This is a genomic window from Streptomyces sp. NPDC052040, from assembly GCF_044548405.1.
Taxonomy (GTDB): domain Bacteria; phylum Actinomycetota; class Actinomycetes; order Streptomycetales; family Streptomycetaceae; genus Streptomyces.
Genome location: NZ_JBIUBV010000003.1, coordinates 214,651 through 239,042, shown reverse-complemented (window position 1 = coordinate 239,042; position 24,392 = coordinate 214,651). Strand labels below are relative to the sequence as shown.

Below are 24,392 nucleotides of genomic sequence, written 5' to 3'. Positions count from 1 at the left end.
CGTTCCACGGAAGCCCCAGGGAGGACCACATGCAACGGCGTACGTTCATCGGCGGAAGCACCGCCGCACTCGCGACGGCGGTCACCGCCGCCTGCACCGGCGGTACCAGCAGTTCGGCGGCCGCCGCGACCGTCACTCCCCGGGGCACGGCGATCCGTACCGCCGCCACCGGCAGCCGGGTCGCGGCCAACTGGACGGCGCTGGCCAAGGACCTGTCGGGCACCCTGGTCCGCCCCGGCGACCACGCCTGGCCCACGGCCCACCAGCTCTACAACACCCGCTTCGACTCCCTGAAGCCCGCCGCGGTCGCCTATGTGGCGCATACCGAGGACATCCGCACGGTCCTGGCGTACGCCCGCGCGCACCACGTCAAGGTCGCGATACGCAACGGCGGCCACTCCTACGGCGGCTGGTCCTCCGGCGACAACCGGCTGATCATCGACGTCTCGAAGCTCAACTCGGTCCGGGCGAGCGGCGGCGGAGCGGTCGTCGGCGCGGGCTCCAAGCTGATCGACGTCTACCGCGGGCTCGCCGCGAAGGGCGTGACCATACCCGCCGGCTCCTGCCCCACCGTCGGCGTCTCCGGCCTCACCCTCGGCGGCGGCCACGGCGTGGTCTCCCGGGCGTACGGCCTGACCTGCGACAGCCTCACCCAGGCCACCCTGGTCACGGCCGACGGCAAGCAGCTGGTCGCGAACGCCACCGAGAACAAGGACCTCTTCTGGGCCCTGCGCGGCGCGGGCAACGGCAACTTCGGCGTCGTCACCGAGCTGCAGTTCAAGACCCACCCGGCGCCCCAGGCGGTGTCGGCCTATCTGTCCTGGCCCTGGGCGAAGGCCGCCGCCGTCCTCAGCGCCTGGCAGGAGTGGGGACCCGGCCAGCCCGACGAGATCTGGTCCTCCTGCCACCTGGACGGCTCGGCCGGGGGCACCCCCACCGTCTCCGTCTCGGCGTTCTCGCTGGGCACCTACGGCGAACTCCAGAACGCGGTGGACCGCCTCGCGGCGAAGGTCGGCGCCCCGGCGCGCACCGTCTCCCTGCGCCGCCGGTCCTACGAGTCCGCGATGGAGGTGTACGCGGGCTGCTCCTCCTTCTCCTCCGACGCCCAGTGCCATCTGCCGGGCACCACCCCGGGCCGCACCGCACAGGGCGCCCTGCACCGCGACACCTTCGCGGCCCGCTCGGACTTCTTCGACCGCTCGCTCCCGGCGGCCGGCATCCAGACGATCCTGCGGCAGATGACCCAGGTCCGCGGCGGCGCGGGCAGCGTCGCCTTCACCGCCCTCGGCGGCGCCGTCAACCGGGTCTCGCCGACGGCCACCGCCTTTGTGCACCGCCGCTCGCGCATGCTGGCGCAGTACTTCGCGGGCTGGGGCGCGGGCTCCTCCGGCACCGCCGCCCAGGCCTGGCTGAACTCCGCGCACTCCGCCATGCGCGGCTACGCCTCCGGGGCCGCGTACCAGAACTACGCCGACCCGACCCTGACGAACTGGCGCAAGGCCTACTACGGGGACGCGGCCACCCGCCTGACGCAGCTCAAGCACCAGTACGACCCGTCCGGGTTCTTCACCTACCCGCAGTCGCTGTAGCGGGCCACCGCCCGCCGCCACCAGGTACGCGAGCGGGGGGGGCCCCCCCGGGGGGGGCCGGGGGGGGGGGCCCCCCGCCGGGGGGGGGGGGGCCCCCGCCCGGGGGGGGGCCCCCCCGGGGCGGGGGGGGGCGGGGGGGGGGGGGGGGTTGTTGGGGGGGCGCCCCCCGCCCCCCCCCCCCCCGCGCCCCGCGGGGGGGGGGGGCCCCCCCCCGCCGCCCCCCCCCCCCCCCGGACCCCGGTCCGTCTCAGCGGGTGCTGACCGCCGCCCGTACGGCCCGCCGGGCCAACTGGCAGTCGTCGTGCAGCCGCCGCAGCAGCAGCCGCTGCTCCTCACCGGTCGGCACGGCGCCCGGGGGGAGCGCCGCCGGGGGAGCCTCGTGCATCGAACGCTGCACGGCCGTCTCGTAGGTGCGGATCTCCCGGGTCAGCACCAGCATCAGGTTCACCAGGAAGGCGTCGCGCGAGGCCGGGCCGCCCGACTGCGCGATCTGGCTGATGTGGCGCCGGGCCACGGGCGCGTCACCGAGGACCGCCCACAGCGTCGCCAGGTCGTACCCGGGCAGATACCAGCCCGCGTGCTCCCAGTCGACCAGCACCGGGCCGGTCGGCGAGAGCAGCATGTTCGACAGCAGTGCGTCGCCGTGGCAGAACTGGCCCATGCCCTGGCGGCCCGCCGCGTGCGCGATGTCGTGCAGCAGCTTCTGGAGGTCGCCCATGTCCCGGTCGGTGAGCAGCCCCAGCTCGTGGAAGCGCGCGATGCGCTCCGGGTAGTCCAGCGGGGCGTCGAAGGTGCCCGCCGGGGGACGCCAGGCGTTCAGCCGGCAGATCGCGCCGAGCGCGGTCCGGATGTCCGTCCGGGGCGGCGCCTCCGCGGGATGCCGTTGCAGCGCCGCCACCCGGCCCGCCATCCGCTCGATCACCAGGGTGCAGTTGTCCGGGTCCGCCGCGATCAGCCGGGGCACTCGTACCGGCGGCCGGTGCCGGACGAACGACCGGTATGCCGCTATCTCGTGCCTGAAGCGCTCGGACCAGACGGGCGTGTGGTCCGTTAAACACTTGGCGACCGCCGTACCGCGCCCCGCGGTGCCGACGAGGAGCACGGAACGCCCGCTCCGGCGCAGCACCTGGACCGGCGTGAACTCCGGACAGATCCGGTGCACCGCGGCGATCGCGCTGCGCAGCTGGGCGCCCTGGGGCCCGGAAAGGTCGATTCTGCCGCTGAGCGGCTGGGCGGCACCCGGCACCCGGCGCGCACGTCCGGCACCGAGCAGCGGCGCCGCCGGCCGTGCGGGATCGAGGTAGGGGCCGCCGCCGCCCGGACGGGGGCGCAGCGGCCGGGGCGGGGCGGACACGGAGGACGATGCTGCGTACATGGGTGATACGGATCCCTTCGTGTGCCTGCGAATTCCGCGCCGCCCGCCCCGGCCGTCGCGGGTGCACCCTGGGGAATGCCCGTACGGCGACCGGGTCGGGGTGGCGCGTTCCTACCTGACACCCGGCGCCCCGTGGCACACCATCTGGCGCACCCTGGCGAACCCTGGCGAATAGTCCGCAAGCAACTGACAGGGGGTTACTGTCAACTCAGCCGAGAACCTGGGGGCTTGACGTGAGCGGACAACCCAACACCCGCCTCGCGGATCTGTTCGGCCTGGCCGGATGGTCCAAGGGCGAACTCGCGAGGATGGTCAACCGGCAGGCGGCGGCCATGGGGCACCCCCAGCTGGCGACCGACACCTCACGGGTGCGGCGGTGGATCGACATGGGAGAGATCCCGCGCGATCCGGTGCCACGGGTGCTGGCGGCGCTGTTCACTGAGCGACTCGGCCGTGTCGTGACCATCGAGGACCTCGGTCTGGTCCGGCACGGGCGCGTGGGGAGACGGCGTGACGACGGGAGTGCTCAGCACCCCGACGGAGTTCCGTGGGCGCCCGAGCGGACTGCTGCGGTCCTCACCGAATTCACGGGAATGGACCTCATGCTCAACCGACGCGGCTTGGTGAGCGCGGGCGCCGCGCTCGCCGCGGGATCCGCACTCAGCAGCGCCATGTACGACTGGCTGCACACCGACCCTGCCCTCGCGGCCGACGCCCCCCGCTACGACGACCCCCTGTACGCCGACCCCGCCGGGTACGACCGGTACGAGGCCGCCCCCATCGGGTCCCAGGAGATCGAGGAACTGGAGCGCTCGGTCGAGGTGTTCCGTGCCTGGGACGCCTCCCGCGGTGGCGGGCTCCAGCGCAAGGCTGTCGTGGGACAGCTCAACGAGGTGGGCGGGATGCTCGCCTACCGGCACCCCGACCATCTCCAGCGGCGCCTGTGGGGCGTCGCCGCCAACCTCGCCGTCCTCGCGGGCTGGATGTCGCACGACATCGGTCTGGAGCCCACGGCGCAGAAGTACTTCGTCATCGCCGCCCATGCGGCCCGTGAGGGCGGCGACCGGCCCCGCGCCGGGGAGGCGCTGTCCCGCGCCGCCCGCCAGATGGTGCACCTCGGCCGCCCCGACGACGCCCTCGACCTGATGCAGCTCGCCCAGTCCGGCTCCGGCGACGAGGTGCTGCCGCGCACCCGGGCCATGCTGTGCACCATCGAGGCCTGGGCACAGGCGGCGATGGGCAAGGGGCAGGCCATGCGGCGCACCCTCGGCGAGGCGGAGGACCTGTTCGTCTCCGACAAGGGGGATGTCCCGCCGCCCAGTTGGATGCAGATGTTCGACGAGGCGGATCTGCACGGCATGCAGGCCCTGGCCTACCGCACCCTGGCCGAACACGAGCCCGGGGCGGCGCTGATCGCACAGCGGCACGCGAAGGAGGCCCTGGAGCTGCGGGGTGCGGGCCGGGACCGGTCGAAGATCTTCGACCACATCTCGCTCGCCTCCGCCTGCTTCATCGCCGACGACCCCGAGCAGGCCGACCGCTATGCCCGGCTGGCCCTGACGTCGATGGGGGCGAACTCCTCGTTGCGCACCTGGGACCGGCTGCGCGAGATGTACCGGCTCACGGGGCAGTACTCCAGCTATCCGAAGATCCAGGACCTGCGTGAGGAGATCAGGCGGGCGCTCCCGAAGGGCCTGTCCAGGCCCCGGGGTGCCGCGAGCGCACCGGCATGAGACGGCCGGTGCCCCGCAGCCTCGACGACGGGGCGAGGGCCGGTCAGGAGACCACCTGGGCGACGAGCAGACAGGCGTCGTCCGTGCGTTCCCCCTCGTCGAACTCCTCCACCACGGTCCGTACGCAGTCCTGGACGGTGCGGGCACCGCCGAGGCGCGGGCCCAGGCCGGTCAGCAGCCGGTCGGCGGGCGTGCCCCGGTGGGCCGGGACCAGCCCGTCCGTGTGCAGGAGCAGCACATCGCCTTCCCGGAGGGTCACTTCGGCCTGTCCGTACGCGGCTGAGGCGGCCGCGCCGAGCGGCATGCCGTCCGGCGCCGACAACGCGCGCCCCGTCCTGCCGCGGTACAGCAGTGGGGCGGGGTGTCCCGCCTGCGCCCAGCTCAGGGTGCGGGTGGCGGGCCGGTAGCGGCAGCAGACCGCGCTGCCCAGGACCGGCTGGAGGGAGGCGTCGAGCACCTGGTCGAGCAGGCCAAGCAGTTGGCCCGGCGCGGTGCCCGCGAGGGCCATGCCACGCAGGGCGCCGATCAGGGTCGCCAGGCCCGAGGCGACGCCGACCGGGTCTCCGGCGAGGCGGCCGACGCTCAACAGGGTGTCTCCGTCGGGCAGTTCCAGTGCCTCGTACCAGGTGCCGCCGGGCGCCGCGCCGGTGGACGACGGCAGGGAACGGGCGGCCAGGTCCAGCGAACCCGGGCCCTGGCGCGGTAGCCGCAGGGGGCCGCGCCACGGCGGCAGGACGGTCTGCCGCACCTCGGTCACGAGCCGCTGCCCGGTACGGGCGCGCGGACGCTGGGGCTCCAGCGGGCCGTGGGTCTCGCCCACGGTCCGCCGACTGCGGCGCACCGCGCCGACGTCCCGCAGCACGGCCCACATGGAGGCGGTGCTGCCGTCGGCGTCGAGGACGGGTTCGCCCATCATGTGCAGGGTGCGGATTCCGCCGTCGGGCCGCACGGTCCGGAACTCCCCGTCGATGGGCCTGCCGTCGACCAGGCAGTCCGTGACCATCGCGGTCAGCAGCGGCCGGTCCGCCTCGTGCACCAGCGAGGGCAGTTCGTCGAGTGTCAGCGCGGGGGACGCGGGGTCCCGGCCGAGCATCTCGTACAGCTCTTCGGACCAACTGGCCTCGTCGGTCAGCAGGTTCCACTCCGCACTGCCGACCCGGCCGAGCAGTGTGCTGCTTCGGGCGCCGGGCGGGGTGGCGGCGGCCGTCCCCGGGGGCTCGGCGGTCATGGACGGGGAGCCGTCCCGCGGGCCGCCCGGGTGCGCCTCCACCGCGCCGTGCCGGGACGGCCCGCCCACCGGGCGGTCCGCGGAGAGACTGGGTGGCATGACGCGCTCCGTGAGGGACGGTTCGGCCGGGACTCGGTAGGGACCATGACGACTCTCGCACAGCCCGCGACGCCCTGTAAGGGATTTGGCAACACACGATACGGTGGTGCTTCTGGCATATGCCAGAGGCCCGGCAGTGTGTGAGGGGCGCGCACGGGCGTCAACTGCCTCTTCGTCCAAGTCACGTGTGGTGCAGGGGGATTGAGTGGCGGGAGGAGTCAACGCGCCATCGATCAGGTGTGCGTTCGGCGGGCATATGTACGATGCCTGCCGCGCGGCGGCTAGGCGGGACCGCCGCCGCCCTCCGCGTACAGCCCGGGCCGCGGGGCGAGTTCCACCGTCTGCCGGGCACCGTCCCGCAGGGCCCGGACCCCCGCCTCGGCGACCGCGGAGGCCGCATAGCCGTCCCACACCGACGGCCCCGCCACCCGTCCCCGCCGGGTGGCGTCCACCCAGGCCCGCACCTCCCGGTCGTAGGCGTCCGCGAACCGCACCAGATAGTCCTGGGCGACCTCCTCGTACGCCGTCCCCGCACGCGTCACCAGCGTGCCGTGCGCCTCGCCGATCCGGGCGCTGCCGTCCTCGCAGACCGCCTCGCAGCGCACCTGGTAGCCGAAGCCGCAGTTGACGAAGACCTCCACGTCGACGAGCGCGCCGCCCGACGTCTCGAACACCACGAACTGGGGGTCCAGAAGATCCCCGGGGGCGTTTCCGGAGGGCCGCGGACGCAGCACCGACACGGCGGTCAGCTCCTGGCCCAGCAGCCAGCGGGCCGCGTCGATCTCGTGCGACACGGAGCTGTTGATCAGCATGGCCGAGGTGAAGTGCGGGGGCGAGGACACATTGCGGTGCGTGCAGTGCAGCATCAGGGGGCGGCCCAGCCGACCGCCGTCCAGCAGGGACTTCAGCCGCAGATACTCGGCGTCGAAGCGCCGCATGAACCCCACCTGTGTCAGCCGCCGCCCGAGCCGGACCTCCGCCTCCGCCACCCGCAGCGCCCCCGCCGCGTCCGGCACCAGCGGCTTCTCGCACAGCACCGGCAGCCCGCGCGCGAACGCCGCGCGCAGCGCTTCCTCGTGTGCCGGGCCCGGCGAGGCGATCAGCACCGCCTCGACGCCGGGCGCGTCGAGCGCCGCCTCCGGCTCGGCATGCACCCGTACGCCGTCCAGGCCGCCCGCGGCCTCCTCGGCGCGGTCCGTGTCGGGGTCCGCCACGGACACCACCCGGGCCCCGCTCACACCGTGGCCCAGGCGGCGTATGTGGTCGGCGCCCATGTGCCCCGCACCCAGTACCGCCACGCCCAACAGCCCGCCCATGTGCCGTCCTCCCGCTCCGCGGATGATCCCCGGGCAGGGTAGACCGCGCGGGAGACGGCCTCAGTAGCGGAGCACCCCGGCGATGCCCCGGGCGTCGGCCAGGGTGCCGTCGGGGACGAAGCGGACCTCCGCGCCGGTGTCCAGGCAGCGTTCGACGATCTCGTCCACGATGTCCTCGCGGGAGTCGAGGTCCCCGGTCTCGGCCGGCACCAGATGGTCCCCGGTGTCGTCACGGACCGTCACCCGGTAGTTCTCCTCCACGGCGAGCAGCCGGATACGGCCGTCCGACGCGTTCTGCCAGACCTCGTCCACCCCGGCGGCGAACGCCTTCCGGCCGCGCGCCGCCTGAAGTTCACGGCTGACCGTCTCGACGTTCCTGCGGTCCTCCTCGGCGATCACCGGCCGGACCGCCTGCCACACGGCGTCGGGCGTGCCGTGCGCGAGACCTCCGTGCGGAATGTGCACCGCCTGCCCGGTGAGGCCGCCGACCTCCTCGAGGGCGGACAGCGCGGCCCGCTCCCCGGTGACGTAGAGCGGCCGCGGGTCCTGGCGCAGGATCCGGCTCATCGCCGTGTCGGCCTCGCGCAGGAAGTGACGGGTGCCCTCGTCGCGGAAGGTGCTCGGGGTGTCGCCGATCCGCTCGCGCCGTTCGGCGTCGAAGTTCTCGCGGTCCCTGGTCATCGGGAAGCTTCCGGCGTGGTCCTCGGTGACATGGCCGGAGCCGCCGTCCCAGAGGGCCACCCGGTCCGCCGAGACCGCCAGCACCCAGAACGACCGCTCCGCGGCCTGGGCGGCCACCAGATTGCGGGTGAGGAAGGTGTCGGCGAGCACCACCCGCTCGGGCACCGAGCGGGCCAGCGACCACACCTGGTGCTCGCCCGGCGCCGCGAAGATCACCAAGCCGTCCTCGGAGTAGGTCAGATCGATCTCGCCGAGTGCCTGGTCGAGCTGGGTCTCGATGTCGATACGGCGCTCCCGGCTGACCGCGGGATCGGACTCCAGCTGCTTCTTTGCGTCGGCCAGCGCGTTGCGCAGCCGTACGCGGTCCTGGGCGTTGTCCGGCTCGCGGCGGTGCGTCGGCGCGAGGACCGAGACCGCGGGATAGGGCCGTGGCCGGCGCAGTTCCGCGAGGGTCGAGGGACTGAGCGCATCCATATCAGCACCTTAGGGCCGATTCGCGGGCGGGGCATTCGGGGCAGTCGCAGGCGGTGCCTGGCCGTCGTCCGTGGAAGTCGCAGGCGTACAGGTGCCGGTCCGCGGCAGCCCTAGGCCGCACCCGGTGACCCTGCGCGGCGGCCCGCTCACCCGTGGCCGCCGAGGCCCCGCACTCGGCGGCCACGGGTGAGCGGACCGCCACCCGTTCGTCCCACCGGCACCCGGCCGTCGAAAGCCGTGTTGGGGAACTCTTTGCCGATGGCCGGGATCCGTCGGTTTCCGCCCCGAACAAGGACGACCGGCGGGTACGCGCCACGTAAAACCGGGCCGGAAGGGTCGGGTCGCCGGGGCCCGCCGGACCGCGGAGGAGTTGACCGTCCCCCGTGCGTGTCACACGCTCGACATATAGCTGCTCAATACACCTGGTTTGCCCCGGGACGGCTGAGGAACTGAGGAAGCCGCAGGTGAACGGCATGTCCCCGGGAGACGGAACGCGGGAGGTCACTTATGTGCGGCATCACCGGCTGGGTCTCCTACGACCGCGATCTGCGGTCCGAGGGCGCGACATTGGATGCAATGACGGAGACGATGGCCTGCCGCGGTCCCGACGCCCGGGGCACCTGGACCGAGGGCCCCGCCGCTCTCGGACACCGCCGTCTCGCGATCATCGACCTGCCCGGCGGACGGCAGCCGATGACCGTGGAGACGCCCGGCGGCCCGGTCGCGCTCGTCTACTCGGGAGAGGCCTACAACTTCACCGAGCTGCGCGGCGAACTCATCACCCGGGGGCACCGCTTCACCACCGACTCCGACACCGAGGTGGTCCTGCACGGCTACCTCGAATGGGGCGACGCCGTCGCCGAACGCCTCAACGGCATGTACGCGTTCGCCGTGTGGGACGGCCGCAGCGACACCCTGGTGATGATCCGCGACCGTATGGGCATCAAGCCCTTCTACTACTACCCGACCCCCGACGGCGTCCTCTTCGGCTCCGAACCGAAGGCGATCCTCGCCAACCCGCTGGCCCCCGCACGCGTACGCCTCGACGGGCTGCGGGAGTTGTTCACCATGGTCAAGACGCCGGGCCACGCCATCTGGGACGGCATGCACGAGGTCGAGCCCGGCACGGTCGTCACCGTCGACCGGGACGGCCTCCACCGGCGCGTCTACTGGCAGCTGGAGACCAGACCGCACACCGACGACCGGGCCGCGTCCATCGCCACCGTACGCTCGCTGCTGGACGACATCGTGCGCCGCCAGCTGGTCGCCGACGTGCCGCGGTGCACCCTGCTGTCGGGCGGCCTCGACTCCTCCGCGATGACCGCCCTGGCCGCACGCCAGTTGGCCGAGCACGGTGAGAAGGTGCGCAGTTTCGCGGTGGACTTCGTCGGACAGACCGAGCACTTCGTCGCCGACGAGCTGCGCCGTACGCCCGACACCCCGTTCGTGCACGATGTGGCACGCGCCTGCGGCACCGACCACCAGGACATCGTCCTCGACGTGGACGCCCTCGCCGACCTCGACGCCCGCGCGGCGGTCATCCGCGCCCGGGACCTGCCGACCGGGTTCGGCGACATGGACACCTCGCTGCTGCTGCTGTTCCGGGCGATCCGCGAGCACTCCACGGTCGCGCTGTCGGGGGAGTCCGCGGACGAGGTCTTCGGCGGCTACCTCCAGTTCTTCGACGAGGCGGCCCGCGCCGCCGACACCTTCCCCTGGCTGGTGCCCTCCTCGCTGCCGCTGGGCAGGGACGAGGAGATCCTGCGCTCCGACGTGACCGGGGCGCTGAAGCTGGACGCGTACGTCGCGGACGGGTACCGCACCGCGGTCGCGGGGATCGCCCGCCTCGACGGCGAGAGCGACTTCGAGTACCGGATGCGGCGGATCTGCCATCTCCATCTCACCCGCTTCGTACGGATCCTGCTGGACCGCAAGGACCGCGCGAGCATGGCGGTCGGCCTGGAGGTGCGGGTGCCATACTGCGACCACCGCCTCGTGGAGTACGTGTACAACACCCCCTGGGCGCTGAAGTCGTTCGACGGCAGGGAGAAGAGCCTGCTCCGGGAGGCCACCCGGGACCTGCTCCCGAAGTCGGTCTACGACCGCGTCAAGAGCCCCTACCCGTCCACCCAGGACCCCCGCTACGCCGTGGCCCTCCAGGCTCACGTGAAGGAACTCCTGGCCCGCCCCGGCCACCCGGTGTTCGATCTGGTCGACCGGGAGAAGGTGCGGGAGGCCGCCGGGCGGGACACACCGCAGATCATGCAGAACTCCCGCCGGGGCCTGGAACGGACCCTGGACCTCGCGCTCTGGCTGGACCTCTACCGGCCCGAGGTGTCGCTGAGCTGACCCCGTGTCCCGGGCACCGTCGGACGGCGCCCGCACGGAGGACGCTCAACTCCGGAGATCTCCGGGCTTCTCCGGGTTTCTCCGGGGATCCCCGGGCTTCTCGGGGCTTCTCCGGGCTTCTCCGGAGTTCGACAGCGGTCCACTCGAAGGGGTGAAAGGCAGATAAGCCATAACTCGGATTGGTGCCTCTGCGTTTTATCCGGTGCGGGCGAACGCTCGCGACCATGTCTGGAAGGCAGAGAACCTATGAAACGGGTTACCCGAAATGGTTTGATCGCCGTGGCCGCCGCGTCGGGTGCGCTTGTCGCGGCGTTCCCGGCGCACGCGGACTCCGCGGCGAGCGGCACCGATGCGGGTTCGCCCGGACTGATCTCCGGCAACAGCGTCCAGCTGCCGGTGCATGTGCCGGTCAATGTGTGCGGGAACACCGTGAACGTCGTGGGCGTCCTCGACCCGGCCGTCGGCAACGCCTGTGTGAACGGGGGCGGTCGGCGCGGCGTGGCGCACCACGCGGCCGGGACCGCCTCCGGCGGCGCCTCGGCGCACGGGGGAAGCAGGGGCTCGGGCGGTCTGCTCGCGGGCAACGACATCCGCATCCCGGTCGACATCCCCGTCAACGTCAGCGGCAACTCGGTGAATGTGGTCGGCATCGGCAACGGCGCGGACCACAACATCTCCGTCAACACCCCGCCCGCCCGGCCCCACCACCCCGCCACGCGCCCGGTCGCGCCCCCGACGGCGGTGACCCCCGCCCCGGTCGCGGCCCGCCCCGCCCCCGCGGTGCTCGCCCACACGGGTGCGGAGGCGCCGCTGCCCACGCTCGCGGGAGGCGCCGCCCTGGTGCTCGGCGGCACGCTGCTCTACCGCCGGTTCCGCGGGGGAGCGACCCGCTGAGCCGGGCCCCGCACCCCGATGGGGGCCCCGCCGGACAAACGGTCCGCGGGGCCCTCGTCCATAGCGGCACCGGAGACCGCGCCGGCTCCATCACTCCGCAACGCTTCACGGACCGTCAGATTCCGTACGGATAAAGGGAGATCACTCCGGCCACGGAAAGGGGTCCGGCATGGCGCAGGGCACCGGGATCGGGAAGGATGCTGCGGATGCGGCCGAGCACCGCACCGACCCCCACCCCCCATGAAAGGGAGCGCAACCATGACCTCTGCGGGCGCCGAAGCCCTCGTCGTCACCCGGGCCACGCTCGACGACTGGCCGGTGATCAGCGGCTGGGCGGCGGACGAGGGCTGGAACCCGGGCCTGGCGGACGGCCCGGCCTTCTTCGCCCAGGACCCCCGGGGGTTCTTCATCGGCCGCCTCGGCGAGGAGCCCGTCTCCGCGGTCTCCGTCGTCACCTACGGAGCCGACTACGCCTTTCTGGGCTGCTATCTCGTACGCCCCGATCTGCGCGGCCGGGGGCTCGGGCTGGCCACCTGGAAGGCGGGGCTCGCCCATGCGGGTCCCCGCACCATCGGCCTGGACGGCGTGGTCGCCCAGCAGGACAACTACCGCCGGTCCGGCTTCGAGTTCGCCCACCGCACCGTGCGGTACGCCGGACCCGCCCCGGCCGGGACGGCGGCGCCCGGGGTGCGCCCGGCCGAGAAGGCGGACCACGACGCCGTCACGGCCTACGACAGCGCCTGCCACCCGGCCGAGCGGCCCCGCTTCCTGGCGCACTGGCTCACCGCCCCCGGTCACCGGGTCCTGGTCCGCGACGAGGGCGGTCCGCTGACCGGCTACGCGGTGCTGCGTCCCGCCCGCGACGGCCTGCGGATCGGCCCGCTGTTCGCCGACACGCCCGCCGACGCCGAGGCGCTCTTCGGCGCGCTGACCGCCGAGGCCGCGGGCCGGGACATCGCCATCGACATCCCCGAACCGAACAAGGCCGCCGTCGCGCTCGCCGAACGCGCCGGACTCGCCCCGTCGTTCGAGACGGCCCGGATGTACACCGGCCCGGTCCGGGCGTTCGCCGAGGACCGGGTGTACGGGGTGACCACGCTGGAACTCGGCTGACCCCCGGGGAACAGCGATGCGGCCGTCACCGGGTCCTGCCGGTGACGGCCGCTGTCCGTGGCGGCGGTGCCTTCGCGGTGGTCACGGGCCGCCGTCATGCCCTTGTGGTGGGTCATGCTCCTGTGGTGGTCACGGGCCGCCGTGGCGCGTCCCGTGACCACCGGAACTCCTCGTCAGCGCCGTGCCCGTGCCCGGTCCAGGGCCGCGATGCCCACTGCCGCCAGAGCGATCTGGATGAGCCACTCGATCCAGTCCACGCCCTTGGTGTCCGCCACGCCGAGCGCGGAGGCGATCCCGGCGCCGATGAAGGCCGCCACGATGCCGACCACGATCGTCCACAGCACACCGATGTGCTGGCGCCCGGGCACCACGAGGCGCCCCAGGACACCGATGACGAGTCCGATGACGATGGCACTGATAATGCCCGAGATCTCCATCTCTGCCCCTTATCGTGAAGGTCTCTGCCCTTCTGGAATGTGCCCGCTGAACGGGGTAACACTCCGCTCCGTTTCGACTTCCGGTCAACGTTCAACCGCCGGTCAACGCCAGGTCAATCCTCCGCCCGGCAGCGCCTCTTTCTTCTGGTGGCCGCCCGTTCTGCCATGTACCGTTCAACCGTTCTTCGCGCGGGCGGCGTAGGAAGAACTTCTCCGCGCGGGAACCTCGGCCACGGTTCTACGCGCGCAGACACGCGGTACACGCATCCCGCGCCGTCCCGCGCCTCCCACTCCCCGACTCCCCAACTCCCTCACGGAGGTCTGCGATGCCCGGACCCATCAGGTCCCGCCACAGACTCACCACGGCCCTCGCGGCGTTCGGCCTGCTCACCGCGGGTGTCGCCGTCCAGGCCACCGCGGCCGCCACCCCGGCCCATGCCGCCGCCACCCATCGTGTTCTGTTCGACAACGCCCACGCCGAGACGGCGGGCAACGCCGACTGGATCATCTCCACCAGTCAGCCCGACCCCCTCGGCCAGAACTCCTCCCCGTCCGCCGAGACGGACTGGACCGGCGCCCTCTCCTCCTGGGGTGTCGCGCTCCAGAAGACCGGCGACTACAGCCTGAAGACGCTGCCCTCGGGCTCCGCCCTCAGCTACGGCGGCTCCTCCTCGACCGACCTGTCGAACTTCGACACGCTGGTGCTGCCCGAACCGAACACGCTGTTCACGGCGGCCGAGAAGTCCGCCATCATGACCTTCGTCAAAAATGGCGGCGGTCTGTTCATGATCTCCGACCACACCGGCTCCGACCGCAACAACGACGGTGCCGACGCGGTCAAGATCCTGAACGATCTGATGACCAGCAACAGCGTCGACTCCACCGACCCGTTCGGCTTCTCCATCGACTCGCTGAACATCGCCTCCGGCTACCCGGCCGCCATCAGCGACAGCAGCGACCCGGTGCTGCACGGCTCCTTCGGCACCGTCACCAAGAGCCTCATCGCCAACGGCACCACCGCCACCCTCAAGCCCTCGGACAACTCCGCCGTCAAGGGCCTGGTCTACCGCAGCGGCTCCTCGGGCAACACCGGTGCCTTCTTCCTGACCAGCACCTTCGGCAGCGGGCGTGTCGCCTTCTGGGGCGACAGCTCGCCGATCGACGACGGCACCGGCCAGTCCGGCAACACGCTCTACGACGGCTGGAACGACTCCGGGGCGACCAACGCCGCCCTCGCGCTCAACGCCACCGCGTGGCTCTCCGGCGCGGGCGGCGGCACGGGCGGCGGAGGCGGCGGTACCGGCGGCGGGGGAGGTACCGGCGGCGGCACCGGCTCCTGCGCCGCGGGCCAGCTCCTCGGCAACGGCGGCTTCGAGTCGGGCGCCACGGCCTGGAGCGCCAGCAGCGGTGTCATCACCGACTCCAGCGACGAGTCCCCCCGTACCGGCTCCTCCTACGCCTGGCTGGACGGCTACGGCTCCGCCCATTCCGACACCCTGTCCCAGTCGGTGACCATCCCGTCCGGCTGCACCTCCGCCACCCTGGACTTCTATCTGCACGTCGACACCGCGGAGACCACCGCGACCACCGCGTACGACACCCTGAAGGTCCAGGTCCTGGGCGGCTCGGGCAATGTGCTGGGCACCCTGGCGACGTACTCCAACCTCAATGCCGCCAGCGGCTACACGCGCCGCAGCTTCGACCTCTCCAGCTATGCGGGGCAGACCGTCACCCTCAAGTTCACCGGCACCGAAGGTTCCAGCCTCCAGACGTCGTTCACCGTCGACGACGCGTCGCTCACCGTGAGCTGACCCGCGGGGGGCGGGCCTCCCTGCGGAGGCTCGCCCTTCAGGAGTGCGGAGTGTGCGGGTTCAGGGGCGCGGTTGCGTCCGGGTGAGCGGCTCGGTCCTGCGAGTGCCCTTCGTGCGAGTGCCCTTCGTGGCCATGCCCGCGCACAGCGCGCCCAGCACGATGGCGAGAGCACCGATGACGATGTTGTTGACCACGACCCCGGTGTCCGGGGACCTGCCCACGATCCAGGGCGAGATGATCATCCATACGCCCAGCGCGCAGATGGCCCAGCTCAGGCCGTACATGCGCTCGGGCATGATGGTGAAGCCGAGAGCCAGCAGGCCGATCGCGATCCCCATGATGAGGTTGTGGGTCGCGAGCGGGGGCTGGCTCGTCGTGTAGTGGACTATCCACGGGGACGCGGCGCAGTACAGACCGAGCAGGAACACCGGTCCGTCCATCAGCGCCACATCGCGGCCACCGAGTACACGGTCGTAGCGGGCCCGCATTTCGTGTACGTCGGGGTGGGTCGTCATATCCGCTCTGGTGTGTGAGACGTCAGCCATCACTGGACTCCTTCGGCTTCGCAGGCATGACCGCGGCTGATGCGGTATGCGGTGAAGGGCTGCGTACGACCAGTGTGCTCTTATTTTTCTTTTATGTGTAGCTATGGGGCAGCGGCTCAGGAGTGGGCTGTGGTCTCCGTCCCCTCGCGCTCCGCGCGGGTCAGCTCGGCCGTGAACTGGGCCCCGGCCAGCAGCGAGAGATGGGACATCCACAGCCACACCAGGAAGACGACCACCCCCGCCAGGGACCCGTAGAGCCTGCTGTAGGCGCCGAGTCCGGTGGCGTAGGCCGTGAAGCACGCGGAGGCGGTCAGCCACAGGACCGCCGCGAGCACCCCGCCCGGCACCGCCTGGCGCCAGGCGCGCGCCTGCGGCGGGCCGGTCCGGAAGAGCACCAGCACCAGCAGCGCCACCAGGGCCATCAGCGCGGGCCAGCGCAGCAGTTCCCAGGCCGTCTCGCCCGCCTCGCCGAGCCCCGCCCACCGTCCGACCGCCCGCACCAGCGGCCCGCTCAGCACCAGCAGCAGCGCGCTGCCGAAGAGGAGGGGCAGCAGCACCCCGGCGGTCAGCAGGATCCTGGGGGCCTTGCGCAGCGCAGGCCGGTTGTCCGCGACGCCGTACTGGTCGTGCAGCGCCCTGCGGAACACCGCGAGATAGCTGCACGCCGACCACAGCGCGCTCGCCCCGCCGCCGACGGCCACCGTCACCGCGGCCGACCGCTCCCCGGCCAGGCGCCGCAGCGTACTGTGCAGGGCCGCCCCCGCCTCGGCCGGGGCCCAGGCCGTGACCCGCATGATCAGGGCGTCCGTCAGATGCGGGCTGACCGCCCCGATCAGGGAGAAGGTCATCAGGAACGTGGGCAGCAGCGCCAGGATGGCGTAGTACGTCAGGGCCGCGGCCCAGTCCGACACGTCGTCCCGCCACATCGCCACCGGAGTCCGCCGCAGGGCCCGCCACAGCACCGGCCAGGACCGGCCGGAGCGGGCGGGCGCGGGCCGGGGGAGGGGCGGCGCGCCGGTGCGGGCCGGTGCGCCGACCCGGCGCAGCCAGGTCCGTCTTCTGGGGGATACCGACGCCTGCCCGTTCACCAGTGGCCTTCCCGTCCTGGCCGCGTCGCACGCGACCGTCGCACCGCCCGTCCGGGCTGCCGCGGGGGCCGCCGGACGGATCCGTCTCTCACCATTCCCTGACCCGCAAAGGAGCGGCCATGCCATCACCCTTTCGAAGGATGATGCGGCACGGCCGATCCGCCGTACGGGACCGATGCCGTACGGAACCGGGTGATCGTACGGCGGCGGGTGGCTGTCGCTACGTCGTGGGCGGTGGCGCGGGGGCGGTCAGACGGCGGTCTGCCGCTCCAGGCACCGGCGCAGTTGCAGCAGTCCGCGCCGGGCGTGGCTCTTGACCGTGCCCAGGGGCCAGCCGGTGCGGGCGGCGATCTGGGTCTGGGTCAGGTCCTCGTAGAACGCCAGATGCAGGACCCGCTGCTGGGCGGCGGGCAGCCGGGCCAGTTCACCGCGCACGAGCACCCGGTCGAGGACGGCCTCGGGCCGGGCGTCGACGGGTCCGGCGGGAGCCGGGGCCGCGCCCACCGAGGCGACCAGCTCGCCGCGGTGGGAGCGGGCCGCCAGGGCATCGGCGATCTTCCGCCGGGTGATGCCCACGATCCACCCGGGGAGCGCCCCGCGCTCGGCCCGGTAGCCGCCCCGGCCGCGCCACACCCCGAGAAAGACCTGCTGGGTGACGTCCTCCGCCTCCCGCGCGTCCCCGAGGGAGCGCAGGGCCATGTGCTCCACCAGCGGCGACCAGCGCCGGTACGCCGCGGTCAGACAGGCCTCGTCGCCCGCCACCAGGCCCCGGGCCACCGCCTCGTCGGTGAGGGTGTCCGGTGCGGGGAGTGGACCGGAGTGCTGCGGCACGAGCATGGCGACGGCTCCTCACGGGGGCGGAAGGCCCGGTCACCGGGGCGGGCGGGCTCCGGTACCGCCATCGTCGATCGCGGGACGAATCGCGACAACTTGCATCGATTCTGCGTCGTATGGTCGGAGCATGAAGGACTCGCAAGGGAGCCCGGCTCCCCCTTCCGGTGGTGCGGACCCGGGGCTGACGACGGGCGCGCTGGCCCGGCGGCTCGGCGTGTCGCCCACCACGCTGCGCTCCTGGGACCGCAGATACGGCCTGGGACCCGCGCTGCGGTCCGAGGGGCGGCACCGGCGCTGGGCCCCGGGAGACGTGGCCATGCTGGAGACGATGTGCCGGCTGACCGCGGCCGGGCTGCCGCCCGCCGAGGCCGCCCGGGCCGCCAGGGGCCCGGCCGCGCCGCCCCTCGCGGCCGGGCCCGACCCCGCGGGGCCCGCCTCCGCCTCCGCCTCCCCCGGCGCCACCGGCTCCGGCGAGTCCGTACCCCTTCCCGTGCCGGGCAGCCGCTCCCGGGCGGCCGGACCGCTTCCGCTCGGCGATGTGCGCCAGGAGTGCCGGGGCCTCGCCCGGGCCGCCGTCCGGCTCGACGCCGCGGCCGTGGACGAGCAACTGACCGCCGCCGTCGAGGGCTACGGCCTGACCGTCGCCTGGGAGGAGGTCATGGTGCCCACCCTGCACGCGGTCGGACGCAAGTGGGCCTCCTCGGGGGACCGCTATGTCGAGGTGGAGCATCTGCTGTCCTGGCATGTGTCCACCGCGCTGCGCCGCTGCACCCGCCCGCCCGCCGCGGGGACGGCCCTGGACACGGGACCCCTCGTACTGGCCTGCGTACCGGGGGAGGAGCACACCCTGCCGCTGGAGGCGCTGAGCGCCGCACTGTGCCAACAGGGCCTACCCGCCAGGATGTTCGGCGCGGCGGTGCCCGCGGAGGCGCTCATCGCGGCCGTCCGGCGCCTCGGCCCGTCGGCGGTGGTGCTGTGGTCGCAGTCGCGCTCCACGGCCAGCGTCCCGCTCGCCCGTCAGGTCGCCGCCACCGCCTGGGGCGTGAAGGGGGCGCGACGGCGTCCGGTCGTCATGCTGGGCGGCAGTGGCTGGACGGGCCGCGGGCCACGGGCCCTGTACCGGCCGACCGGACTGCGGGACGCCCTGCTGGCCCTGACCGCGGCAGCCGCGCCCCCGCTCGGCTGACCTCTGTTCGGCCGACCCCTCCACGCCGCGTCTCCTTGCGGAGGGCTTGCGTACGGCGACGGCGCGACCGGTTGCGCGACCCTGTGGCGGCGGCAGGCTCACGGCGGCCCGTCGCCCCGGTGCCGCTCCTGTTCGCGCAGCGCCTCCAGACCGGACAGCCGGTCCAGCCCGCGCACCGCCTGCGACATCCGCGGATTGCCTTCCAGCAGGGCCCGATGACGGTCCAGGAAGGCCCAGTACCCGGAGGTGAAGGGACAGGCGCGCGCACCGACCCGCTCGGTCGGCCGGTAGGCGCAGGAGCCGCACAGATCGCTCATCCGGTGCACATAGGCGCCACCGGAGGTGTACGGCTTGGTCGTCATCCGGCCCCCGTCGGCGTACTGCGACATGCCGAGCACATTCGGCAGCATCACCCAGTCGTAGCCGTCCACGAAGCAGCGGTGGAACCAGTCCGTCACCGCCCGCGGATCCCAGCCGCGTTGCAGGGCATGACTGCCGAGCACCATCAGCCGTGCGATGTGATGGGTCCAGCCGGTGTCCCGCACCTGGGCCAGCACCGTGGACAGGCAGCGCGCGGTGACCGCGTCTGCGTCCAGCTCCAGGAACCAGCCGGGCAGCGGAGCGCTGTGCCGCAGCGCGTTGCCCGCCCGGTAGTCCTCGCCGAAGTACCAGTACAGCTGCCAGACGTACTCGCGCCACCCGGCGATCTGGCGTACGAACCCCTCCACGCTGTTCACCGGCGCCCGGCCCGCCCGCCAGGCCGCCTCGGCCGCCTCCACGCACTCCGCGGGATCCAGCAGACCGAGGTTGAGCGACGAGGACAGCAGGCTGTGGCTCATCACCGGGTCCCCGGCCAGCATCGCGTCCTCGTACGGGCCGAAGGTCGTCAGCCGCCGGGTGACGAACCGCTTCAGCGCGGCCAGCGCCTCCCGGCGGGTGGCGGGGAACTGGCGGGGACCGTCGCGCCCCACGAACGCGATGCCCTCCCTCCGCTCCCAGCGGTCCAGGTCGTGGCGGACCTCGGCGTCGATGTCGTCCTCGTGCGGCCGGTACGGCGCCGGGACGTCCAGGGTCCGGGCGCCCTTCGGCGGCGGCTCCCGGTTGTCGTGGTCGTGGTTCCAGCGCCCGCCCGCCGGGGTGTCGCCGTCCATGAGGAGGTCGTGGTCGCGGCGCACCCAGCGGTAGAAGTCCTCCTGCCGAAGCCGTCCGCCGCCCCTGCCGTCGGCCCAGGCCCGGAAGTCGTCCAGCGGGACCAGGAAGCCGCGCGCGGGCAGCACGGTCACCCCGGCCAGCGAGCCGACCAGGGACAGCGCGGCCCGTGACGTCGGGTGATGCACCGTCAGACGGCCTTTTACACGGGCTTGTTGCAGCCCCTCCCGGTAGGTCTCGGCCCGGATGTAGTGGACCCGGTCGCCCAGTTCGGCGGCCCGGTGCCGCATCGCGGACAGCACCAGCTGCGCCTTGGCCCGGTGGAAGCGGCGCCGCCGCAAGGCCGAGCGCGCCTCGATCATCACCACGGGCGCCTCCCGGCCCGGACCGCCGTCGCCGGGGGTGAGGAAGTGCGGGCCGAGCTGGTCGCCGAACAGCCAGTGGGGGACGGCCATGAGCACTCCTTCAGTCGCGCCCGCGGGCCTGCTTGAAGCGCGCCAGACCCTCCGCGAGGTCCACGATGGGGTCGGGATAGGCGTCGTAGGCGGCCCGTTCCGGTCCGCGCAGCTTCCATGGCTCGTGCACCAACGGTGCTTCCAGTCCTGCGAGTTCGGGGACCCAGCGGCGTACGTACTCCCCTTCCGGGTCGTGCCGTCTGGCCTGGGCGATCGGGTTGAGGACCCGGTTGGGCCGGGTGTCGGTACCGGTACCGGCCATCCACTGCCAGTTCATCTGGTTGTTGGCGAGGTCTCCGTCGACCAGCAGCCCAAGGAAGTGCCGGGCGCCGACCCGCCAGTCCACATACAGGGTCTTGGCGAGGAAACTCGCCGTCAGCAGCCGGGCCCGGTTGTGCATCCACCCCTCGTGCAGCAGCTGGCGCATCCCCGCGTCGATCACCGGATAGCCGGTACGGCCCTCCCGCCACGCCTCGACGTCCGCCCGCGCCGTGCGCTCGGAACGCCAACGGTCGTGCTTGGTGCGGTAGTCGGCGGCGGCCGCCGCCGGGCGCGCCGCCAGAACCTGCCGGTGGAAGTCCCGCCATGCCACCTGCCGTACGAAGGCCTCGGCGCCCGGACCGCCCGCCGCGCGGGCCCGGTGCACGATCTCCACGGGGGAGAGCGTGCCGAAGTGCAGATGCGGCGAGAGCCGGGAGGTGGCGTCGCCCGCCAGATCGTCATGGCGGTCCTCGTACGCGGCGATCCCCCCGCGCAGCCAGGCCGCGAACCGCTTTCTGCCCTCGTCCTCGCCGCCCGGGGCGAGCCCCGCCGACACCTCCGGCAGCTCCTCGCGCCGGGGCAGGTCCTCGGAGCCCGCCGCCTCCGGGACCCGCACCGCCCGCGGCGCGCCCAGGGTGTCGCGCAGCCGCTGCTGCGACCACTGCCGGTAGTACGGCGTGAAGACGGCGAAGTGGTCCGAGGACGCCGGGGTCACCGCGCCGGGCGGGACCGCGGTGGTCACCGTGTCGTGGACGTGCAGACGGCGTCCGTCCGCCTCCAGGGCCTTGCGCAGCCGCTCCTCCCGCCGGTGCGCGAAGGCGCTGACGTCACCGGACATGTGCACCTCGTCGGCGTCCGTCCCGGCGGCCACCCGGCACACCTCCTCGACCGTGTCCCCGGAGCGCAGCACCAGCCTGCCGCCCCGGGAGCGCAGGCCCGCGTCGAGGTCCCGCAGGCAGTCGGCGAGGAACGCCAGCCGGTTCGGGGCGGCGAACCCGGCGGAGTCCACCGCCGGGTCGCGCACGAACAGCGGCACCACCTGGCGGGAGCCGTCGAGTGCGGCCCGCAGCGGCGGATGGTCGTGCAGCCGCAGATCCGAGGTGAACAGGACGACCGAGACGTTCATGACGTGCACTCCGTGGACACGAGGGGTTGCTGTGCTGTGTTTCCGTCGGCGGGGGCCCGGCGGATGCGGGGGTCAGCGCACGGTCCGTCCACCCTGGTCCGGGCTGCCGCCCTGGTCCGGGGTGCTGTCCCCGTTCGGTCCGTCGTCCCGGTGCGGGGCGGACCGGGTCCGGGCGGCGGCCTTGGCGATATTGCGGGCCATGCCGCCGAAGACCACGGCGTGGAAGGGCGACACGCTCCACCAGTAGGCATGGCCGAGGAGCCCGTGCGGATGGAACAGGGCGCGCTGCCGATACCGGGAGCGGCCCCGGCCGTCCTGCTCGGCGCACATCTCCAGCCAGGCCAGTCCCGGAAGCCGCATCTCGGCCCGCAGCCGCAGCAGATGCCCCGGCTCGATCTCCTCGACCCGCCAGAAGTCCAGGGAGTCCCCGACCCGCAGCCGCTGGGCGTCACGCCGCCCCCGGCGCAGCCCCACCCCGCCCGCCAGCCGGTCCAGCCACCCGCGCGCCGCCCAGGCGAGCGGGAAGGAGTACCAGCCGTTGTCGCCGCCGATCCCCTCCACGACCCGCCAGAGCGCCTCGCGGGAGGCGTCGACCGCCAGCTCCCTGCGGTCGGTGTAGAGGCTGCCACCGGCCCAGTCGGGGTCGGTGGGCAGCGGATCGCTCGGCGCGCCGGGGAGGGAGGCGGACGACCAGCGGGTGGTGACCTGTGCGTCGCGCACCCGCTGGAGGGCCAGCCGGACCGCGTCGTCGAAACCGAACGGGTGACCGGGCGGGGTGGGCACATACCGCTCGATGTCGTTCTCGCGGCAGACCACCTCATGGCGCAGCGACTCGGTGAGCGGGCGGGCGATCGAGGTGGGCACGGGCGTCACCAGGCCGACCCACAGACTGGACAGATGGGGGGTGAGGACCGGGACGGGCACGATGATCCGGCGCGGCAGACCCGCGATCGCCGCGTACCGGATCATCATCTCCCGGTACGTCAGCACGTCCGGCCCCCCGATGTCGAAGGCGCGGTTCACCTCGTCCGGCATCCGGGCACTGCCCACCAGCAGGCGCAGCACGTCCCGTACCGCGATGGGCTGGATCCGGGTGCGCACCCAGCGCGGGGTGACCATCGCGGGCAGGCGTTCGGTGAGATAGCGCAGCATCTCGAAGGAGGCCGAGCCCGAGCCGATGATGACGGCGGCCCGCAGCACCGCGGTCGGAACCCCCGAGGCCAGCAGGATGCGGCCCACCTCGGAGCGCGACCTCAGATGCGGGGACAGCTCCTGCTCGGGGACCCCGGCGGGCGTCAGACCGCCCAGATAGACGATGCGCCGTACGCCCGCCGCCCGGGCCTGCTCACCGAAGATCTGCGCGGCCCGGCGGTCCGTCTCCTCGAATCCGGGGCCGGTGCCGAGGGCGTGCACCAGGTAGTACGCCACGTCGACGCCGCGCATCGCCTCGGCGACCGTCTCCGCCCGGGTGACATCACCCGCTGCCACCTCGACCTCGGCCGTCCACGGATGGTCGCGCAGCTTGCCCGGTGAACGGGCCAGGCAGCGCACCGTGTGCCCGGCGGCCAGCAACTCGGGCACGAGCCGCCCGCCGATGTATCCCGTGGCGCCGGTCACCAGGCAGCGCAGCCCCGGTCCGGCCTCGTCGCCGTTCATCGGATCGTGTCCTCGCTCCCTCGTCGTGCGATGTCCCGCGGTGAACTCTTCCTGCGGTGGGCTCCCTCGATGATCTCTTCCCCGCGCGGGGGTGCTACGGATGCGCCAGGGGAGTACCACGGGGCGATCGGGGCGCGGCGGGCGGAAGGACGTCTCCACGCGACACCGGAAGGAGGGACCACGAGATGGACATGTCACCGTCGATCGGGGGCAGGCGGATTCCACGAAAAGACCATCGGCGGAAGCCGACGGCCGTCCCGGCCGAAGCTGGAGGTGTCTGCGCCATGGGTGCGAAGGTATTGGAGCGGTTTCCCGCCGGTGCTCCGCGCGGAGCCTGGCCGGCGGAGGAGTTCGCGGCGGCGCGCCGCGCCGAGGGTGAGCCCGCGAAGGTCGTCATGGATCTGACGTCCGACGCGTTCCTCGTGGTGGTCCCGGCACGCGACGACGACTGAACGGACGGTCACCGGGGCGGACGGCCGGTGCCGTCGGCCCGGGTCCCGGCGGCGTGCCGACGCGTGCACCGGGCGGTCCGTGATACGAGACCGGCCGGGCTTTCCTTGACTGCCGAAGCAGCAGACTGCCACGATCAAGGGCATGACGATGCGACTGGACCTTACGCGGCGACGCCATGTCGATCTCGCGCGCGTCTCCAGCGCCTCCTGTCGCCCCGCGGCCTGACCGCCGCCGCCACCACCACCTCCGGTCCGCCGCCTTCTCCCCTTCTCCGTCCGGCCGTTCTGACCGGCCGTTCCGTAGGGCCGTGATGCCTGACACCGCCGTCCTGGTACGGCGGGTGTCCGTATGCGGCTTCCCGGATCCCGGCGTCTGCGTCAACGGCCGCCCGTAGGCGCGCCCTTGGCTGCGCACGGCCGGAACTCGGCTTCCCCGGTGAGGGGTTCCCGCAGCCGATCCCGTCACCGGTGTCAGATCCGTCCCGCCCACGGCCCGCACCATCCCACCCCACCTCACCGCACGCACGCGCCCACCGCACC

The 24,392-nt window shown here is 73.1% G+C and carries 20 protein-coding genes; 9 read left to right on the top strand and 11 right to left on the bottom strand.

The features are described from left to right. Positions 1-29 precede the first annotated feature (29 nt). Positions 30-1,589, top strand: coding sequence for an FAD-binding oxidoreductase (locus ACIHAA_RS09380; RefSeq protein WP_399814822.1), 1,560 nt, complete (start codon positions 30-32; stop codon positions 1,587-1,589). A 247-nt stretch (positions 1,590-1,836) separates the two neighbouring features. On the opposite strand, the gene ACIHAA_RS09375 is transcribed toward ACIHAA_RS09380, so the two are convergent. Continuing rightward, positions 1,837-2,964 (bottom strand): aminoglycoside phosphotransferase family protein, encoded by a 1,128-nt coding sequence (locus tag ACIHAA_RS09375; protein ID WP_399814821.1) that lies wholly within the window; start codon positions 2,962-2,964, stop codon positions 1,837-1,839. A 233-nt stretch (positions 2,965-3,197) separates the two neighbouring features. Here ACIHAA_RS09375 and ACIHAA_RS09370 point away from each other — a divergent pair, with 233 nt between their 5' ends. After that, entirely contained in the window at positions 3,198-4,697 is a 1,500-nt protein-coding gene (locus ACIHAA_RS09370) for a hypothetical protein (RefSeq protein ID WP_399814820.1), read from the top strand. A 43-nt stretch (positions 4,698-4,740) separates the two neighbouring features. Here ACIHAA_RS09370 and ACIHAA_RS09365 read toward each other — a convergent pair whose 3' ends face one another. From ACIHAA_RS09365 to ACIHAA_RS09355, 3 genes are all read right to left on the bottom strand, one after another. Then, positions 4,741-6,024, bottom strand: a complete 1,284-nt coding sequence (locus ACIHAA_RS09365) for a PP2C family protein-serine/threonine phosphatase (protein WP_399814819.1) — start codon at positions 6,022-6,024, stop codon at positions 4,741-4,743. A 281-nt stretch (positions 6,025-6,305) separates the two neighbouring features. Next, positions 6,306-7,340, bottom strand: coding sequence for a Gfo/Idh/MocA family protein (locus ACIHAA_RS09360; protein ID WP_399814817.1), 1,035 nt, complete (start codon positions 7,338-7,340; stop codon positions 6,306-6,308). Positions 7,341-7,400: 60 nt separating this feature from the next. Beyond that, positions 7,401-8,495, bottom strand: coding sequence for a chemotaxis protein (locus ACIHAA_RS09355; protein ID WP_399814815.1), 1,095 nt, complete (start codon positions 8,493-8,495; stop codon positions 7,401-7,403). A 507-nt stretch (positions 8,496-9,002) separates the two neighbouring features. On the opposite strand from ACIHAA_RS09355, the gene asnB reads away from it, so the two are divergent. From asnB to ACIHAA_RS09340, 3 genes are all read left to right on the top strand, one after another. After that, positions 9,003-10,844 (top strand): asparagine synthase (glutamine-hydrolyzing), encoded by a 1,842-nt coding sequence (asnB, locus tag ACIHAA_RS09350; protein ID WP_399814814.1) that lies wholly within the window; start codon positions 9,003-9,005, stop codon positions 10,842-10,844. 279 nt (positions 10,845-11,123) lie between these two features. After that, positions 11,124-11,738, top strand: coding sequence for a chaplin (locus tag ACIHAA_RS09345; RefSeq protein WP_399815431.1), 615 nt, complete (start codon positions 11,124-11,126; stop codon positions 11,736-11,738). Between the two features lie 258 nt (positions 11,739-11,996). Then, positions 11,997-12,851 carry a GNAT family N-acetyltransferase gene (locus ACIHAA_RS09340; protein ID WP_399814812.1) on the top strand — a complete coding sequence of 285 codons (855 nt, stop codon included), beginning with the start codon at positions 11,997-11,999 and terminating at the stop codon, positions 12,849-12,851. A 173-nt stretch (positions 12,852-13,024) separates the two neighbouring features. On the opposite strand, the gene ACIHAA_RS09335 is transcribed toward ACIHAA_RS09340, so the two are convergent. Continuing rightward, a complete protein-coding gene (locus ACIHAA_RS09335; RefSeq protein ID WP_399814810.1) occupies positions 13,025-13,288 on the bottom strand; it encodes a GlsB/YeaQ/YmgE family stress response membrane protein in 264 nt (87 codons plus the stop codon). Between the two features lie 326 nt (positions 13,289-13,614). Here ACIHAA_RS09335 and ACIHAA_RS09330 point away from each other — a divergent pair, with 326 nt between their 5' ends. Beyond that, positions 13,615-15,099 (top strand): hydrolase, encoded by a 1,485-nt coding sequence (locus tag ACIHAA_RS09330; RefSeq protein WP_399814809.1) that lies wholly within the window; start codon positions 13,615-13,617, stop codon positions 15,097-15,099. Between the two features lie 60 nt (positions 15,100-15,159). On the opposite strand, the gene ACIHAA_RS09325 is transcribed toward ACIHAA_RS09330, so the two are convergent. From ACIHAA_RS09325 to ACIHAA_RS09315, 3 genes are all read right to left on the bottom strand, one after another. Continuing rightward, complete coding sequence (locus ACIHAA_RS09325; RefSeq protein WP_399814807.1) at positions 15,160-15,645, bottom strand: SPW repeat protein; 486 nt, start codon at positions 15,643-15,645, stop codon at positions 15,160-15,162. 116 nt (positions 15,646-15,761) lie between these two features. After that, a complete protein-coding gene (locus ACIHAA_RS09320) occupies positions 15,762-16,733 on the bottom strand; it encodes a YihY/virulence factor BrkB family protein (protein WP_399814806.1) in 972 nt (323 codons plus the stop codon). Positions 16,734-16,982: 249 nt separating this feature from the next. After that, positions 16,983-17,570 (bottom strand): sigma-70 family RNA polymerase sigma factor, encoded by a 588-nt coding sequence (locus tag ACIHAA_RS09315; protein ID WP_399814804.1) that lies wholly within the window; start codon positions 17,568-17,570, stop codon positions 16,983-16,985. Positions 17,571-17,694: 124 nt separating this feature from the next. Between ACIHAA_RS09315 and ACIHAA_RS09310 the strand changes: the two genes are divergently transcribed. After that, positions 17,695-18,753 carry a MerR family transcriptional regulator gene (locus ACIHAA_RS09310; RefSeq protein WP_399814802.1) on the top strand — a complete coding sequence of 353 codons (1,059 nt, stop codon included), beginning with the start codon at positions 17,695-17,697 and terminating at the stop codon, positions 18,751-18,753. Positions 18,754-18,851: 98 nt separating this feature from the next. Here the strand turns inward: ACIHAA_RS09310 and ACIHAA_RS09305 are convergent, their stop codons facing one another. The 3 genes from ACIHAA_RS09305 to ACIHAA_RS09295 form a co-directional block, all read right to left on the bottom strand. After that, complete coding sequence (locus ACIHAA_RS09305) at positions 18,852-20,357, bottom strand: cryptochrome/photolyase family protein (protein ID WP_399814800.1); 1,506 nt, start codon at positions 20,355-20,357, stop codon at positions 18,852-18,854. Between the two features lie 10 nt (positions 20,358-20,367). After that, on the bottom strand, positions 20,368-21,744 hold the full coding sequence (locus tag ACIHAA_RS09300; protein WP_399814798.1) for a cryptochrome/photolyase family protein: 1,377 nt from the start codon (positions 21,742-21,744) through the stop codon (positions 20,368-20,370). A gap of 72 nt (positions 21,745-21,816) precedes the next feature. After that, complete coding sequence (locus ACIHAA_RS09295; RefSeq protein WP_399814797.1) at positions 21,817-23,400, bottom strand: SDR family oxidoreductase; 1,584 nt, start codon at positions 23,398-23,400, stop codon at positions 21,817-21,819. 284 nt (positions 23,401-23,684) lie between these two features. Between ACIHAA_RS09295 and ACIHAA_RS09290 the strand changes: the two genes are divergently transcribed. After that, on the top strand, positions 23,685-23,852 hold the full coding sequence (locus tag ACIHAA_RS09290; RefSeq protein WP_399814795.1) for a hypothetical protein: 168 nt from the start codon (positions 23,685-23,687) through the stop codon (positions 23,850-23,852). A gap of 142 nt (positions 23,853-23,994) precedes the next feature. Then, positions 23,995-24,078, top strand: coding sequence for a putative leader peptide (locus tag ACIHAA_RS09285; protein ID WP_361374499.1), 84 nt, complete (start codon positions 23,995-23,997; stop codon positions 24,076-24,078). Positions 24,079-24,392: the final 314 nt, after the last annotated feature.